Annotated in this window: 12 protein-coding genes; 1 reads left to right on the forward strand and 11 read right to left on the reverse strand. The window is 43.3% G+C overall.

Annotated features, from left to right (window positions below; translation table 11 throughout):
* Genes B5F87_RS03720 through B5F87_RS03735 form a run of 4 tightly spaced genes read right to left on the reverse strand, consistent with a single transcriptional unit; the run spans position 1 to position 8,864 of the window.
* The gene (locus B5F87_RS03720) at positions 1 to 2,355 is read right to left on the reverse strand and encodes a PASTA domain-containing protein (protein WP_087276958.1); all 2,355 of its coding nucleotides are present in this window, start codon (positions 2,353 to 2,355) and stop codon (positions 1 to 3) included.
* A gap of 21 nt (positions 2,356 to 2,376) precedes the next feature.
* Positions 2,377 to 4,647 carry an InlB B-repeat-containing protein gene (locus B5F87_RS03725; RefSeq protein WP_087276961.1) on the reverse strand — a complete coding sequence of 757 codons (2,271 nt, stop codon included), beginning with the start codon at positions 4,645 to 4,647 and terminating at the stop codon, positions 2,377 to 2,379.
* A 19-nt stretch (positions 4,648 to 4,666) separates the two neighbouring features.
* Positions 4,667 to 6,877 carry a Stk1 family PASTA domain-containing Ser/Thr kinase gene (locus tag B5F87_RS03730; RefSeq protein ID WP_087276964.1) on the reverse strand — a complete coding sequence of 737 codons (2,211 nt, stop codon included), beginning with the start codon at positions 6,875 to 6,877 and terminating at the stop codon, positions 4,667 to 4,669.
* A 40-nt stretch (positions 6,878 to 6,917) separates the two neighbouring features.
* Positions 6,918 to 8,864 carry a WG repeat-containing protein gene (locus tag B5F87_RS03735; RefSeq protein ID WP_158096941.1) on the reverse strand — a complete coding sequence of 649 codons (1,947 nt, stop codon included), beginning with the start codon at positions 8,862 to 8,864 and terminating at the stop codon, positions 6,918 to 6,920.
* Positions 8,865 to 9,182: 318 nt separating this feature from the next.
* On the opposite strand from B5F87_RS03735, the gene B5F87_RS03740 reads away from it, so the two are divergent.
* Positions 9,183 to 9,389, forward strand: a complete 207-nt coding sequence (locus B5F87_RS03740; protein WP_343215724.1) for a helix-turn-helix transcriptional regulator — start codon at positions 9,183 to 9,185, stop codon at positions 9,387 to 9,389.
* A gap of 38 nt (positions 9,390 to 9,427) precedes the next feature.
* On the opposite strand, the gene B5F87_RS03745 is transcribed toward B5F87_RS03740, so the two are convergent.
* The 7 genes from B5F87_RS03745 to B5F87_RS03775 all read right to left on the reverse strand — a co-directional run bounded on the left by B5F87_RS03745 (position 9,428) and on the right by B5F87_RS03775 (position 15,425).
* Positions 9,428 to 9,655 (reverse strand): hypothetical protein, encoded by a 228-nt coding sequence (locus tag B5F87_RS03745; protein WP_087276970.1) that lies wholly within the window; start codon positions 9,653 to 9,655, stop codon positions 9,428 to 9,430.
* A 187-nt stretch (positions 9,656 to 9,842) separates the two neighbouring features.
* The gene (locus tag B5F87_RS03750; RefSeq protein ID WP_143405185.1) at positions 9,843 to 10,463 is read right to left on the reverse strand and encodes a hypothetical protein; all 621 of its coding nucleotides are present in this window, start codon (positions 10,461 to 10,463) and stop codon (positions 9,843 to 9,845) included.
* A gap of 230 nt (positions 10,464 to 10,693) precedes the next feature.
* Positions 10,694 to 11,134 (reverse strand): FHA domain-containing protein, encoded by a 441-nt coding sequence (locus tag B5F87_RS03755; RefSeq protein WP_087276976.1) that lies wholly within the window; start codon positions 11,132 to 11,134, stop codon positions 10,694 to 10,696.
* 431 nt (positions 11,135 to 11,565) lie between these two features.
* Positions 11,566 to 12,576 carry a GGGtGRT protein gene (locus tag B5F87_RS03760; RefSeq protein ID WP_087276979.1) on the reverse strand — a complete coding sequence of 337 codons (1,011 nt, stop codon included), beginning with the start codon at positions 12,574 to 12,576 and terminating at the stop codon, positions 11,566 to 11,568.
* Positions 12,577 to 12,593: 17 nt separating this feature from the next.
* Positions 12,594 to 13,298: a hypothetical protein gene (locus tag B5F87_RS03765; protein ID WP_087276982.1), complete on the reverse strand. Its 705-nt coding sequence runs from the start codon at positions 13,296 to 13,298 to the stop codon at positions 12,594 to 12,596.
* 331 nt (positions 13,299 to 13,629) lie between these two features.
* The gene (locus tag B5F87_RS03770) at positions 13,630 to 14,670 is read right to left on the reverse strand and encodes a hypothetical protein (protein ID WP_087276985.1); all 1,041 of its coding nucleotides are present in this window, start codon (positions 14,668 to 14,670) and stop codon (positions 13,630 to 13,632) included.
* An 80-nt stretch (positions 14,671 to 14,750) separates the two neighbouring features.
* Positions 14,751 to 15,425: a UDP-N-acetylglucosamine pyrophosphorylase gene (locus B5F87_RS03775; protein WP_087276988.1), complete on the reverse strand. Its 675-nt coding sequence runs from the start codon at positions 15,423 to 15,425 to the stop codon at positions 14,751 to 14,753.
* Positions 15,426 to 15,460 lie beyond the last annotated feature (35 nt).

The raw sequence follows: 15,460 nt of genomic DNA on the forward strand, positions 1-15,460 counted from the left end.
TTACTCGTTTGTTGCGTCATTCTCTATCTCTCTCTTTTGTTCAGATGAAGGCTTTTTACCGCCGTTGGAAGATGTTCCTCCGGAACTCCTCGAGGAATCACTTCCGGAACTTCCGGAAGAACTGCTGCCAGAACTTCCTCCAGAGTGTGAACCTCCTGTCGCCGGTGTGGTCGGTGTTGGCGCTTCTGTAGTTGGACGCGATCCATCACTGACAATGATCCTGACGGTATCGCCCCAATGCAAATTCCCATCCAGTCCCCAACCTGTATGCTTGCACGAAACCTTTTCTATTTTCATCACGGTTCCTGCCGGATAATTTTTTTCATATGCATCGTTATAGGCATCTGTTCTCTCTACTTTTAACCGGTAGTCCCCATCTTTATCTTCCAGGTCAGCTTTTACTTCGTCCGCATCTTCCCCTAAAAAAGAAGAATTCAGAGTCACTGCCTTCGGTCCTTCGCTGAGAGTCAACAGAATATTAGCGCCCTTCGTCAGTTTTTTACCGGCTTCCACAACTTTGCCCTCAGTGGCATCCGCTGTTTCCAGTAAGCTCATATGACTGATCAATCCCGGCCGTTCCATAGAGTATTCTGTCTCATCGGCCAGACCAATATAGAATCCATTTTTCTCCGCCTCGCTATATGCCTCGTCGAAACTCTTCCCTGCCAGTTTTGGCAGTTTAATAGTCTGTGAGCTATCCAGTCCCTCCATTCCTTTTGAAGTAGTTACTGTGAGCGCACAGCCGTCGGGCAGTTCTGTGTTGGTCTGGACTTCCGCAGATTCTTCATTGTCTGTCGCAACCATTTCCTCTGCGCTGCCGTCATTTCCGGTATCTGTATCACCTTCGGAAGTCATACTGGTGGTATCCGATTTCCTGATGGACAGAATATATCCCGGAATAATATAGCTTTCGCTGGAATCGGAACCGGAGAGGATAAAACCGTTCTCCTCCAATACCTTCTCCTTATTATATCCTTTCGTAGCCACAGCAATATTTCCGTTGACATCTGCATTTTTGTCAAAACTTTCCGGTCGCTCTTGGAAAATTCCCTTTTCGGCTAGGGTAACCGGATCCTTGCCAGCGCTCAGGATAACCGACACCTGTTTGCTCTCAGGAACTTTCTCTCCCCATTCCGGTGTCTGCTTTAATATGTCGCCTTGCGGTACCGTCTCATTAATCCAGGTATCTGTCACAACCAACTCAATACCATTGTTGCTTAACATGTTTGCCGCATCTTCCTTACTGCTTTTCTCCAGATTTGGAACCACTGCGGCGGCCTGCTCTGTTTTCCTGGCCACGGTTGCCGGCGCATCGCTGCGCATTTTCATAAATCCAAAGACTCCTGCCGCTGCCACAACCACCAAAAGTCCCACGATCAGCGGCGCCTTACCGAATGCTTTTTTTCCTGTATCTTCATAGGTGACACTTCCGCCGGTTTTCTGCAGTGGCGCAGAAGCCGCCGACGGTTCCGGTAAGTCTGCCCGCTCCACTTCCCAGATGGAAGTCAGCTGCTCAATGAGCCTGCCCATAACCCGGGTACGCATATCCACATCCGAGATCATCCCATTGATAATCGCGTTATTTCTCGAATCCGCAGCCGCTTTTTTCTCGCTGTTCAACAGAACTTCCACATTTTTCCGGTCGGCTCCTTTGACTGGTATCTCCCCTGTGATCATCCGGTACAATATGGCACATACACTGTAAATATCCGCTGCACCGCCCTCATTTTCTGAACCATCTTTCAGCTCCGGCGCCATGTAAAACACTTCATCGGCAGGCGCATTTTTCTTTCTGTGACGTCCAATGACCGACTGATACACTCCTGGCGCCATCACCATGATTTCACCGGAATCTGTAAGAAAAATATTATTGGGATTTACCTTCAGATGATAAAGCCTTTTTCTGTGAAGCATTTCCAGAATCTCCATGACCGGCATCATATAACTGAGTGCCTCATCCAGCGACATCTGCTCCTCCGACAAAAGCTTTGCTTCCAGCGTCTCTCCGGACACATATTCCGTCACAACATACTTCCGTCTTCTTTCCACAAACACATCCAGCACAGTTACTATGCCCGGCACATCAATCTTTCGGAAAGATAGAATATCATTGGGAATCGTCTCATATTCATTGACAATCACCCTTTTTAAATCAATCAGGTCATAGCCGATATAGGTTGTACTGATATCGTCCGTATCCAGAGACAGTCCGACCATGTATCTTTGCTTGATAATCGTCTCCGGTTTCAGGCCGGAACCGCCATCAGTCATGACGTTCTGCCTTGTACCGCACCGGGGGCATACGTCAAAATAGGAATCGTATTCCTCCATGCATCCCATACATCTTATTTTCATTACTTTTCCTCCGTAGGAAGTTTATTTTATCTTTTTTAATGATTTATTAGTTGTTTGCGTAAAATAAGTTGTCCCATTTATTTCTCTGTACCCAATTATTTTCACAAATTTAATTTGCTTCAACTTTCTTTTCAGTTGTTTCGCTTTTTTAGGCGTTAATAAATAACTTCCCTTTTTCTTTCCTACTCTTTTCATCAATGCATTGTCAAAATCTCTATTATTAGAAATGAAAATATAATAGCCATCTAAACCTTTTTTCTTTTTCCATTTGATTTCTATTGTTTTCTGGATTTTGCCTTTGTATTTTACTTTTATATTCCGGGCTTTTGTGATTTTCACCGTAGGTAATCTTTGCATGTTTTCCCATTCTGCTTCAAAAAAGACATTTCCTTCCAACTTCATCTTATCGCCTGGTTTATATAAAACAGATTTATTACCATATACATTTCTCCATCCCACAAAACGATATCCAAAACGTTGCGGTACTTCATTTGGAATTAATATTGTATCTCCTTTATTCAACAATCCTTCATATGTTGTTCCCCTGGATAATCCACTGAAATTATATTCTACAGAATATTTTTGGTCGACCTTTGATTGTGGCAAAATATTTTCTGAATCTCCATGATTTGATGTATCTGACTCCGTAATATTTTGTTTTTCCCAAACTGCATATAACGTTATATCAGCATTTTCTGTATAACTTCCTCCCGGCTGATAACTTGCGCTGGTCGAACTGCTACTGGTTCCCCAGCCCACAAAATCATATCCGGTTCGGGTTGGCTTTGTACTGCTCAAAGTCAACGTTTTCCCGTAATATTTGGTCTGTGATGACGGTGCTCCGCTCCCTCCATTCGTGTCGTAGTTTACATAAAATATTTTTGGCTTCCATACTGCATACAACGTCCTGCTTGAATTCGACGTATAACTTCCTCCCGGCTGATAACTTGCGCTGGTCGAGCTGCTGCTTATCCCCCAGCCCACAAAATCATATCCTATTCGGGTTGGCTTCGTACTGCTCAAAGTCAACGTTTTCCCGTAATATTTGGTCTGTGATGACGGACCGCCGCTCCCTCCATTCATATTGTAGCTTATGGTATATTCCTTTAATTTCCATACTGCATACAACGTTCTGCTTGAATTCGATGTATAAGTTCCTCCCGACTGGTAACTTGCGCTGGTCGAACTGCTGCTCAATCCCCAGCCCACAAAATCATATCCGGTTCGGGTTGGCTTCGTACTGCTCAAAGTCAACGTTTTCCCGTAATATTTGGTCTGTGATGACGGTGCTCCGCTTCCTCCATTCGCGTTGTAACTTATGGTATATTCTTTTAATTTCCATACTGCATACAATGTCCTGCTTGAATTCGACGTATAACTTCCTCCCGGCTGGTAACTTGCGCTGGTCGAACTGCTGCTGGTTCCCCAGCCCACAAAATCATATCCGGTTCGGGTTGGCTTTATACTGCTCAAAGTCAACGTTTTCCCGTAATATTTGGTCTGTGATGACGGTGCTCCGCTCCCTCCATTCGCGTTGTAACTTATAGTATATTGCGGGCCTACCGTCACTGTGACTGTTTTGGTTGCCAGCGTTGTATCTGTCGTTCCTTCTTTATAAGCAATCGCTATAGTTCCTTTTCCGCCTCCTTCCGCAGTTATCTCCAATTTAGCTGATTCATTTATCCCATCTCCTGTCGTATCATGCCAGGAATCTGTTTGCCATTCATATGATAAATTAGAACTTGCAGATGTGATTGTAAATCCATGGTTTGCTGGCACCGGACCGGTTCCTGTCACCGTTAACATATAAGTTTTGGTTCCCGTCATGCTGAGTGATATATTTGAGCTTGATACTTTCAGTCCTGCTCCACAATCTTCCAACGCCTGCAAATTTAGTGTGGCATCATCCCATGTCAAAGTATCTCCGGAAGAAGTAGTAGCGCTTCTCTCCACCGTATATGATCCTTTTTCATCCAGAGAAAGCAAAATACTTCCATAATTATTCGAAACATTTGCACTTTTACTCACAACAGTCGTTCCATTTTTCTTGATAGTAACACTGATCGTTTTCAAACCAAGGTTCCCATTTGGATTCCAGAAATTAATAAAAAAAGCGCATTTTTCATATACAGCCTGAGCATTACATCCATCGGCTGATGAACATTTTATATTCGACCAGTTACTCCAACATGCGTCAGGTTTATCTTCCTGTGCCTGGAGATAAACAGGGCAACAAAAGAACATTATCGTAATAAATAATGTAAATATGAACAATGTTCCATTTTTTTTCATCTTATCCCTCCTCGTCTTTTTATTCTGGAGCGGTTACCCAATCCCCTGTATCAAATTTTTTCTTCTTCTTCGTTGTCGTATTCTTTTTCTTACTTTCGCCTCCTGAACTTCCGCCTGAACTGCTGCCGGAGCTGCTTCCCGAACTGGAACTGCCTCCGCCAGAGCTTCTTCCTGAAGATGATGGCGCTGAGGTGGTCGCTTCCGGCTCTGCGCCGCGGCTTACGGTCAACGTGATTTCTGTTCCCTCATCTACCGTGGTTCCGCCTTTTACGCTCTGGGCCATGACATCTCCTTCACCATACTGGCTGCCGTAAACATCGTTATATTCTTCCGTCGTCGTCACTTTCAGTTTCTGTGCTTCCATGGCTTTGGTAGCCTCGGCCAGAGTCTGCCCGATGACGTCCGGCACCTTCATCTGTTCCGGTCCGTCGCTGATGGTCACCAAAACTTCCGTTCCTCCGGCGGCATCCGTCTTGGCAGCGACTGTCTGCGCACAAATCGTCCCCTTTTTTGTCTCCACACTATATTGATGCGTCTGTATGCCTATCAAAAAGCCATATTTTTCTGCCAGCTTTAATGCCTTATCAAAAGTTTTCCCCGATAATGACGGCATTTTAAAAGTATTTTCTCCATCCGCATCTCCTCCGGCGGAAACTGTCTGTCCGGAAGACACCGTGACCTCCAGTACAGAATCCTTCGCAATCTTTTCTCCCGGCTGAGAGTCCTGCGCCAATACGTAGCCCGGCAGAACATTACCTGCTTCTTCCTGTTTTTCCACAAGGGAAATATTATTTTCTTCCGCCATTTTCTGCGCCTCTTCCAGCGTATATCCCCGATAATCCTGAACCTGACTCTGCTTAGTACCGACGCTGATGACCACACGGATGGTTCCGTTACATTCTTCCAGGGAAGAACCCGCCTCCGGCGTCTGGCTGAGAATCTTTCCGATGGTATCGTCAGAGAGACTGTCGCCGTTGGCATCATTGGCGGTATTGACCACTTCCAGATTGATGCCGTTGGCCTTAGCGTCATCTTTTACATCATCGTAAAAGAAACCTTTATAATTTCCCACCAGGCCGCTGCTGTAATCAATCTTCTGCTCAATGGCGCTGCCGCCCGGGCGGACGACGCCCGTGCCAAAAAGACCCGCCGCTGCAATACACAAAACAGCTGCCGTGGCAGCCCCGATACGGGCAATCTTTTTTCTGGTCATCTTCTGCCCGCCCCGTCGCTCATCCTTCTGCCTCACCACGGTCTTTAATGACAGAAACTGCTCTTTGAATTCTCCCAGCGTCTTTGTCCGGCTCTCCACAGAGGTATTCAGGGCGTTCAGCAAAGCTGTCTCCTGATTCTTTAAAAGCTTTGCCCCCAACCTGGAAGGAGGGAGCAGATGGTCATCTGCCATTCTCTCCAGCGCCTCTTCCGGTACAACGCCGGTGAGCATCCGGTACATGGTAGCGGCCAGACTGTAGACATCCGTCCAGCTGCCCTGATTACCTTTGGACTGATACTGTTCCGGCGGCGCGTATCCCGCCTTGATGATAACGCTGAGGCTTTTACTCTGAGCCAGCGCCACAAACCGTGCAGAACCAAAATCCAGCAGTTTCACCATGCCTTCATCAGTGATAAAAATGTTGTCCGGGGCAATATCCCGGTGAATAACACCTGTCTCATGGATTTTCTGCAGGTCATCGATGATTGGAAGTATGATCTGTATCGTCTCGTCCACATCCAGCCGTTTCTTTTCTTCCAGCAGTTTCTGCAATGTCCTGCCTTCCAGATATTCCATGATAAGGTAGGCGGTGCCGTTGGCCTCAAAACAGTCATAGACATTGACGATGGCCGGATAATTTTGAAACTGCATCAATTTACGGGCTTCCTCCATAAAAGCGTTAATCCCTTTCTGGAACTGTTTTTCTTTTTCCCCCTCAAACACTGTGATATTCTCATCGCCGGGAATTCTGGTGGCGCACTCTCCCGGCAGATATTCTTTGATAGCTACTTTTCGAAGCAGTTTCTCGTCCCAGCCAATATATGTAACGCCAAAACCTCCAAAACCGATGACTTTTCCGACGAGATACCGTCCGTCCAGCATCGTTCCCGGATAAAGATGATACATTTCTTCCGGCGGAGAGTCGTTGACATAACCACAATGGGGGCAGATATTGTCAAAGGATGTATACATTTTCATACACCCGAGACATCGGCGCTGTTCTCTTTTCTCATTCATTGTTCTCCCTCTCTTTTATCCCCTGATTATTTGTTCTGTTTTATTTCAATTCAAAAGATAACTGTTCATTTCCAAGGAAAATAACAGTGCCCGCCGGCAGCGGCACATCCACATTCTTCGGAAGTCGGGTTCCCTGTGCCAGATAAACTCCATTGGAAGACAGATCTTTTACAAAATATCCCTTTTGATCCTCACTATAAGTAACAATGCAATGCCGACGACTGGCTTTGATGCTGCTGACCACCAGATCATTATCCCCATGGCTTCTTCCGATGCGAATCTTTTGACCCGGTCGAATCGGGATTTCCCTGCCTGCATAATCGCCCCGGAGTCCCCGGATGATTCCTGAGGACTGAAACGCCGGCCTCGTCTGCCGGCCTTCACTTTTGTCCATGACGTAGTCTGCTCTGTCACTGTGAATGATCCGCACATTTTCCCGCCCATAGATTGGACTCCGGTTCTGCTGATTTTGTCTCTTCCGCCTTTCCGCTTCCTGTCTGGCCTGCTCTCTTCGTTCCTGCTCCATCCTTTCTTCTTCTTTTCTTCTGTGTGTCCTCCGCATCAGAAGCACAACCAGAGCAATAACCAGGACAACGGCGACAACTATGACTATCACCACCGCAATGGGAACATGAAATGTACTCTCTTTCTCTTCCAGGACTGATTCATAGAAATGAATGATCTTATTACTGGTTGAAGTATCTGTGATACAGACGCTATTATCAGAATAGAAACCGGCTTCCAAAACTTCTTTTCCATACTCTCCAAATGGGATTACCATATTCCCATCCCGGTTCATGACGCCATATTTCCCATCTTCATTTCCAACAATCACATATTGATGCTCTTTAAAAATAACTTCCTCATAGGTTTCCGGCAGAGCCTGACCTGTCTTCAGACTGAATAGTTTCCAGTCAGTATTCTCTCCTTTTTTCTTAAATAAAATATACGCTTTATCGCCAGATTCATCATATTTTCTGGAATAACCGTCGATATTTAAAGATTCATCGTTAATCGTTTTTCCGCTCTCATCAATAATCTGCAAATCTTTATTTTTATCCAACGCAAAGGCTTTCCCATCAATAAACGTACCGATGTCTCTGTATTTCTCACTATAGGTTGCTTTCTCTATATCATAAATGCGATAAGAATCTTTCTCACCGCTTATCTGAACTCTCACCTTCAGAGAATGATCAGATATCACATCCTCAAGACTTGCTGCCGCCGTCAAATTCTCCGTCTGTTCATCATCATCGGCCCAGGATTCTTCCGGCTTCACATCCGCATACCCACTACCGTCTCTGTCAAATATCTTCACATAGCGACTGATGCTCATATCTCCTGCGCTCTCTTTGTCTTCTGCGCCTTCCGATACATAATAATCCGCCGCAATGTATTTTCCTATTTTCAGACAGTGGGCCTTTCCTGCATCTTCTCCATTTCCATCGTCCGGACTCAACAGATTATTCTCAGCAAATGTAAAAATCTGTTTATCTTTATCATTTTTTAAATCTGCATCGCTTTTAAAGAAGTAATCGGACACTACCTCATACTGTCCTTCCAGCCTACCTGCTTCTTTGCCTTTTTCGTCATAAAGATATGTCCAGACGCCGTCTCTTCCCGCCGCCACCGTATTACCGTCAACGTAGGGTGTGATGCTGTCATACCGCACGGCCACCAATTCTTTTCCCTCATAGTCAAGAATTCCCTGTTTGTCTCCCTTTTGAACGATCACATAATCATACTCTTCCGTATCTTCCGGAAAAGACATATTATCGTATTCGCAGGCAATGACTTCTTCTCCGTCCTGATCAATCAGACCATACTTTCCAGCAGTATCCTGCACGATCACGTGAGCGTCTGCAGCGTCTACCACCGTATTTTTCGTCTGTACCTGATAATCATCTGAAGCGAAAACTGTATCAGATATCATTAAAATACCTACTAACACAGCAGCCACTACCCTTTTTACTCCTGCTTTTCTCATACTTTCCTCCATCTTCTCTATTATATCTGGTTCCTTTTATTGTTATCTTTCCATACCCGTTTTGCTGCATAATAAAAAAAATACCCTTTTTAAAATTTATTTTCATTTTACAGCGCATAATATCTAATATCCCTATTCATATTTTAGAGTTTATAACTCTATTTGTCAATTCTTATCTATTTTCTAATTTATACTGTATATGGAAAGTTTTTTCTATTTGCACAGAGCATTTGATTTATTTTTAGAAGTGCAAAAATATAGTTTTATGAACTCTATAATAAAAATCAGGAGGTAATCATTATCAAATATAACGAACGAATCAGAGAAATCAGGGAAGATAATTTTTTAACACAACAGAAAATCGCAGATCTTCTTCATATAGGTCAACGAACATACTCTGATTACGAAAGCGGAAAAACGAGAATTCCCATTGACAATCTTATTATTCTTGCAAAATTCTATAATGTATCTATGGACTACATTACAGGAGTAAGCAATATCAAAAGGGAGTATCCAAAAAAATAAGCAGTATTTTTCAATTTAATGAAAGATACTGCTTATTTCTACCCTTTTTTCCTGGTTGCAAGAAATTCATCTAAAGTGTTTATACTTTTTCTCATATTTCCATTTACATATTCTAAATATATATTTATCACATACAGTATATCCTCCTCATTTTGTTTTTCCTGACTTTTATAATTCTCTATTATTATTGATGTAACAGTTTTTAAAGCATTCAACTCCGCTTCTACTATTAATAATTCCTCCATAATTGAGTATAATTTTTTCATTTTGTATCTTCCTCACATTTCTCTCAAAATTCCATCTATATATTTTAATGTATTTATTATTATATAAATTCTGATTTTATTTTACAAAAACTCAGCTATCTTTTGTAAAAAATACTTGCATGTGGATATTTGATTATCCACAATGCAAGTACCATATTCATATCCGCTCAGCTACCACTGAGTTTTATTACAAACTACATCCCAAACGAAATCTTACTGTCCCTGTCATGTGATATTGTCCTATGTACTTGCTTCTTAATCTGCCTTTTTTCAAAACAACACGATACAGAGAATAGTCTCCTGTCCAACTGGCGTTATTCATCATCAGAATCCCTTTATGTTTTGGATATGCATAGAAATTACAATGAATTGCTTCTACTGATCCTAAACTTACCACCTTCCCTTTTTTATATCGATAAACATGCAGTCTCACATCGCCATAACAAGTTCCTTTTGTTAAAAAAAGTTCTGCCTTATTATCATTATCAATATCCGAATAAAAATAATCCCATAAATATGTCACACCCATACCAGGTATTCCTGTCTTCGGTAGCTTGTTGAGCACTTTTTGATAAGCATTTCTCATTTTAAGCGACATATTATTTACACATTCCTCATTTGCCGTCACACTGAGTCGGTCACTATACTTTTGAGCTTTTGTCATATTTCCTTTCTTAAAATTTTTGATAACTTTTGTCATATTTTTCCCGTCCGATTTTTCTGTTGCTGCATTTACTGAAATCGATAAAGAAAACATACACATTGTCATTACTATTGTTATGATGATTTTTTTCATAATAATTAACACACTTCTTCCCTAAATGAATTGTTTCTGACTGTTTTTAATCTCATTATTTAATATTTCCAAAATAAACCCGTTTGTTTCTATTTATACAATACTAACCCTCCCCCTTTATTCAATTATACATTTGTTTTACTCTCTTTGACCCATAATTTCAATATTGATAACATAAAATGCCATAAAAATGTAATGAAAAGCCCCCCTTCTTTCTGCATTAATCAAAATATACTATATTATTATTCTTTTTCCCCTACTTGGAAGGATTGATTTCTATTTCCTAAATAAATAACACTTCCTGGAATTATCCTGGTAAACTGGTTATATTTTATTCTTTGCCCTGAACTTAAATATGTTCCTTTTTCTGACAAGTCCTTTACATAATATTGATTCTCTTTTCCGTCATAAAAAAGGATACAATGTTTATTACTTATATCATCATTTTGAATAATTAGATCATTGTTACGCTTATCTCTCCCTATACGTATTTCATCTCCCGAATGTATAGAAAACTCTTTTTTACTATATGTTCCTGCAATCCCGCACAAATATCCTAATTTTAAAACTTCATTCTGATTTTTATCAATTAACGCTTTATTCCTTTTTCCTTTTTGTATAATAAAAATGCTCATTAAGAAAACAAATAACACAATCATCAAAAATATGTTCCATATAATCATTATATTTTTTCTCCATCTACTATTAACGAACTCTTTTACATTTTAGAGTTTATAACACTATTTGTCAATTTTTCTTCTTTTATGCCTGTGCAATTCGTCACATTTCCGTAAGTTTTCTTCAGATAATCGTTATTCTTCGCTCACATGCTGTTCACAAACCTGCTGTAAAATAAAACCATCAAATAACACAGAAGCTATTATTTGATAGATTTTTTTCATACTTTTCTCTCTTTTTATAAAAGCCGGTCCGAGGGGCCGGTTTTTTTATTGTTATGAACACTTTGCTGACATTTCCACCAATATGTTAATATATCGAAAAAATTTTCTGTATCAAAAAAACCGCATTGGCCACCGGGACCAATGCGGTTATCTTTCGTACTAAATATTTATCTGCCATCTCAGCTGACAGTTTGTCTGACTTATGCGGTTTCTTAGAACTTACCAGCCTTTGCTGCTTCCTCTACGGAAACGGCAACTGCAACTGTAGCACCAACCATAGGGTTGTTACCCATTCCGATTAAGCCCATCATCTCAACGTGAGCCGGTACGGAAGAGGATCCTGCGAACTGTGCGTCGGAGTGCATACGTCCCATAGTATCTGTCATACCGTAGGAAGCAGGGCCTGCTGCCATGTTGTCCGGATGAAGGGTACGTCCTGTACCGCCGCCGGATGCAACGGAGAAGTATTTCTTGCCGGCTTCCAGTCTTTCTTTCTTGTATGTACCTGCTACCGGATGCTGGAAACGTGTAGGATTGGTGGAGTTACCTGTGATGGAAACGTCAACGTTCTCTTTCCACATGATAGCAACACCTTCGCAAACGTCGTTAGCGCCGTAGCAGTTAACTTTCGCACGTAAACCTTCGGAGTAAGATTTGCGGAATACTTCTTTTACAGTGTTTGTGTATGGATCGTACTCTGTCTCAACAAATGTGAAACCGTTGATACGGGAGATGATCTGAGCAGCGTCTTTTCCGAGACCGTTTAAGATAACACGGAGCGGTTTCTGACGTACTTTGTTGGCTTTCTCAGCGATACCGATAGCGCCCTCTGCAGCTGCGAAGGACTCGTGACCAGCCAGGAATGCGAAACACTCTGTGTCTTCTTCCAGAAGCATCTTGCCCAGGTTACCATGTCCAAGACCAACTTTTCTGTTCTCTGCAACGGAGCCAGGGATACAGAAAGCCTGAAGGCCTTCGCCGATGGCTGCTGCTGCTTCAGAAGCCTTTCTTGCACCTTTTTTGATTGCGATGGCAGCGCCTACTGTGTAAGCCCAGCATGCGTTTTCAAAACAGATTGGCTGAATGCCTTTTACCATGCCGTACACGTCAAGACCTGCATCTTTTGTAATCTTCTCTGCTTCTTCCAGGGAAGCAATGCCGTAGCTGTTTAATACAGAATTAATTTTATCAATTCTTCTCTCATATGATTCAAATAATGCCATTATTCCTTACCTCCTGCTTAACCAATTACTTCGTCTGTTCTAGGGTCAATAATCTTGGCAGCATCGGCAACACGGCCATACTGTCCGGAAGCCTTCTCCCATGCTGTGTTAGGGTCGTCCCCTTTCTTGATGAAGTCAGTCATCTTTCCAAGGCTTACGAACTTGTAACCGATAATCAGATCGTCTTCGTCTAATGCGATTCCTGTTACATAACCTTCTGCCATCTCAAGGTAACGAGGTCCTTTCTGAAGGGTTCCGTACATAGTACCAACCTGGGAACGAAGGCCTTTTCCAAGGTCCTCAAGACCAGCGCCAACCTGAAGTCCGTCTTCGGAGAATGCAGACTGAGAACGGCCGTAAACAATCTGTAAGAATAATTCACGCATCGCTGTGTTAATTGCATCACAAACCAGGTCTGTATTCAGAGCTTCCATAACGGTAAGACCCGGCAGAATCTCAGAAGCCATAGCTGCGGAATGAGTCATACCGGAGCAGCCGATAGTCTCAACCAGAGCTTCCTGGATGATACCTTCTTTGACATTCAGAGTTAATTTGCAGGCACCCTGCTGAGGAGCACACCAGCCAATACCGTGCGTAAAACCGGAAATGTCTTTAACTTCTTTGGCTTTCACCCATTTTGCTTCTTCTGGAATAGGAGCAGCTCCGTGATGTACGCCCTGAGCTACTGGACACATATTTTCGACTTCTTGTGAAATAATCATGTTATTACTCCTTTCGGTTTAAATTGATTTGTTTTTGTGATCGACTTACGTATGTAATCCCTAAGTCAAGACAAACGTCCTCACATGTAGTTTATTTTCTCATAAATTATTCAATTCGTCCATACTTTTTTTTAATTTGGATGAGATTTTTGACTGACAGGCATATGGCGTTCTGCCACAATCGGGGAAACAAGCGCGCAGCACCGGATAAGCTGCTCTTGCAGCGAGTTTCCAAGATGTCATGGCTAAACTGTATATCATTCTGTCAAAAAAACCGGCTGCAGGACCTTGCCCCGCGCCGGTTCTCTCATTTCTTTATCATTCTTCTTTTTTATTCTTCTTCATCCAGGCTGCTCACATCGCTTTCTTCTTCAATCTCGCTGGAATGGGACGGTTCTTCCTCCGTCTCCTCTTCCTGGCTGTTCTGACTGCCTTCATTGATCTCTTCCTGCATCTGTGCGGACGCCTGGGTAAAGAGGTCCTTAAGCTGATTTACGTCTTCCTCGGCCGCCCGGTACCAGGTTCTTTTTCCGTCCATATTCTCAATGCAATAAAAACTGTCAAACATGGTCAGCACCATGGTATTGCCATGATGATAGAAGGTATAGGTCACAGGCTTCGGCCGTCCTGTACCTGATTCTTCCCGCTCCTCCTGCCGCCAGGTTCTCCTTGCCTCCCTGCGGCTGGAGCGTTCTTTCTCCATCTGGTCGATGCTGTTGGCCGCCGCAAAGGCTGTCTCGTTCTCGTAGAACATCCCCGCCTCGTCGATGATGAGGGCGGAGTCCGCCAGGCGATGAAGCAGACTGGAGTTCGGATAGCCGTTCCGGTAATGAAGAAATGCGTCGCCAAGGGCGGAAGCATTGTATACATAATATACATTGTTAGGCAAATCCGTGAAAACAACGTAATTGCCGCCGTACACATACACTTCGTAGACCGCGTTATCTTCGTCATATAAAATGTACTCATACCCCGGACCGTACATTTCTTCCACCTCTTCCGGGGTGTACTTCTGCGTCAGATCCGCCCGCTTTGCAAGTAAAGTCGCAAAGGTAAAAGCCGCCTCATTGTCCACAAACTCGCTGCCATCCATGTTGTCGGCGTAGCCGACTTCCAGACGCACAAGATTATCTCTCGCAATCTTGTCAAGGTAATCCACTGCGCGCTCTTCATCCACAGTAGGGCTGTTATCGGCAGCCTCCTCCTGTAATTTCTCCACCTGTTTTTCCAGCTTCTGATTCTCCTGCTGCAGCTCCTTATAATAAGAAGAGGAGAGCACTTTCCGCTCCGACGGCTCGCAGCCGGTGAGCAGGCAGAGAGATGAGACACAGAAAACTGCCAACAGTACTGTTTTTCTGAAAGAAATTCTCATGTCTGTCTCCTGTTATGTCTTATTTACCGATAAATCGATTTATAATGCAAATGTATCAAAATATATAATCAATCTGCATATTAATATTCATCTTTCGGCACAATCTCGTTACGTTTCTTATAAATAGAATGGGCGTCCACATAGCCCCGCACGCTGGAGAGCGGATAAATGTTCGTATGCCGTCCGACGATGGAACCAGGGTTCAGAATGGAACCGCAGCCCACCTCCACATAATCACCGAGCATAGCTCCTACTTTTTTCATGCGGGTTTCGATTTTATAATCGCCGATACGGATCTCCACCAGCTTTTTGTCTGACTTCACATTGGAAGTGATGGAGCCGGCTCCCATGTGGGACTTGTAACCAAGGATGGAATCTCCCACATAATTATAGTGAGGTACCTGCACCCGGTCAAAGAGGATTACATTTTTTAACTCTGTGGAGTTCCCCACCACAGCCTTCTCACCGACAATGGCATTGCCCCGGATGAAAGCACAATGACGAATCTCCGCTTCCGGACCGATGATGGCCGGACCGTTGATGAAGGCCGTCGGCGCAACTGTGGCGGACTTTGCCACCCACACATGCTCCTTCACCTCGTCGTACTCCTCTTTGGAAAGAAGCATTCCCACCTCAAGAATGAAATCATGAATCTTTGGCAGGACCTCCCACGGATAGGTGTTCTCCTCGAATAATACGGAAGCAATGGTTTTATCTAAATGTTGAAATAACGCCTGATTAGTTACTCTCTGCATACTTTTTCCCGACTGTGACCAGTCTCTCCTTTCCC

It is taken from the genome of Eubacterium sp. An3, assembly GCF_002159465.1.
Taxonomy (GTDB): Bacteria; Bacillota; Clostridia; order Lachnospirales; family Lachnospiraceae; genus Anaerobutyricum; species Anaerobutyricum stercoris.

Bases quoted from the DNA above. Each gene is read 5' to 3' on its own strand.
- B5F87_RS03765 (WP_087276982.1), bottom strand. From the start codon at position 13,298: ATGATTATTTCACAAGAAGTCGAAAATATGTGTCCAGTAGCTCAGGGC.
- B5F87_RS03720 (WP_087276958.1), bottom strand. From the start codon at position 2,355: ATGAAAATAAGATGTATGGGATGCATGGAGGAATACGATTCCTATTTT.
- B5F87_RS03730 (WP_087276964.1), bottom strand. From the start codon at position 6,877: ATGAATGAGAAAAGAGAACAGCGCCGATGTCTCGGGTGTATGAAAATG.
- B5F87_RS03770 (WP_087276985.1), bottom strand. From the start codon at position 14,670: ATGAGAATTTCTTTCAGAAAAACAGTACTGTTGGCAGTTTTCTGTGTC.
- B5F87_RS03760 (WP_087276979.1), bottom strand. From the start codon at position 12,576: ATGGCATTATTTGAATCATATGAGAGAAGAATTGATAAAATTAATTCT.
- B5F87_RS03725 (WP_087276961.1), bottom strand. From the start codon at position 4,647: ATGAAAAAAAATGGAACATTGTTCATATTTACATTATTTATTACGATA.
- B5F87_RS03745 (WP_087276970.1), bottom strand. From the start codon at position 9,655: ATGAAAAAATTATACTCAATTATGGAGGAATTATTAATAGTAGAAGCG.
- B5F87_RS03735 (WP_158096941.1), bottom strand. From the start codon at position 8,864: ATGAGAAAAGCAGGAGTAAAAAGGGTAGTGGCTGCTGTGTTAGTAGGT.
- B5F87_RS03775 (WP_087276988.1), bottom strand. From the start codon at position 15,425: ATGCAGAGAGTAACTAATCAGGCGTTATTTCAACATTTAGATAAAACC.
- B5F87_RS03755 (WP_087276976.1), bottom strand. From the start codon at position 11,134: ATGATTATATGGAACATATTTTTGATGATTGTGTTATTTGTTTTCTTA.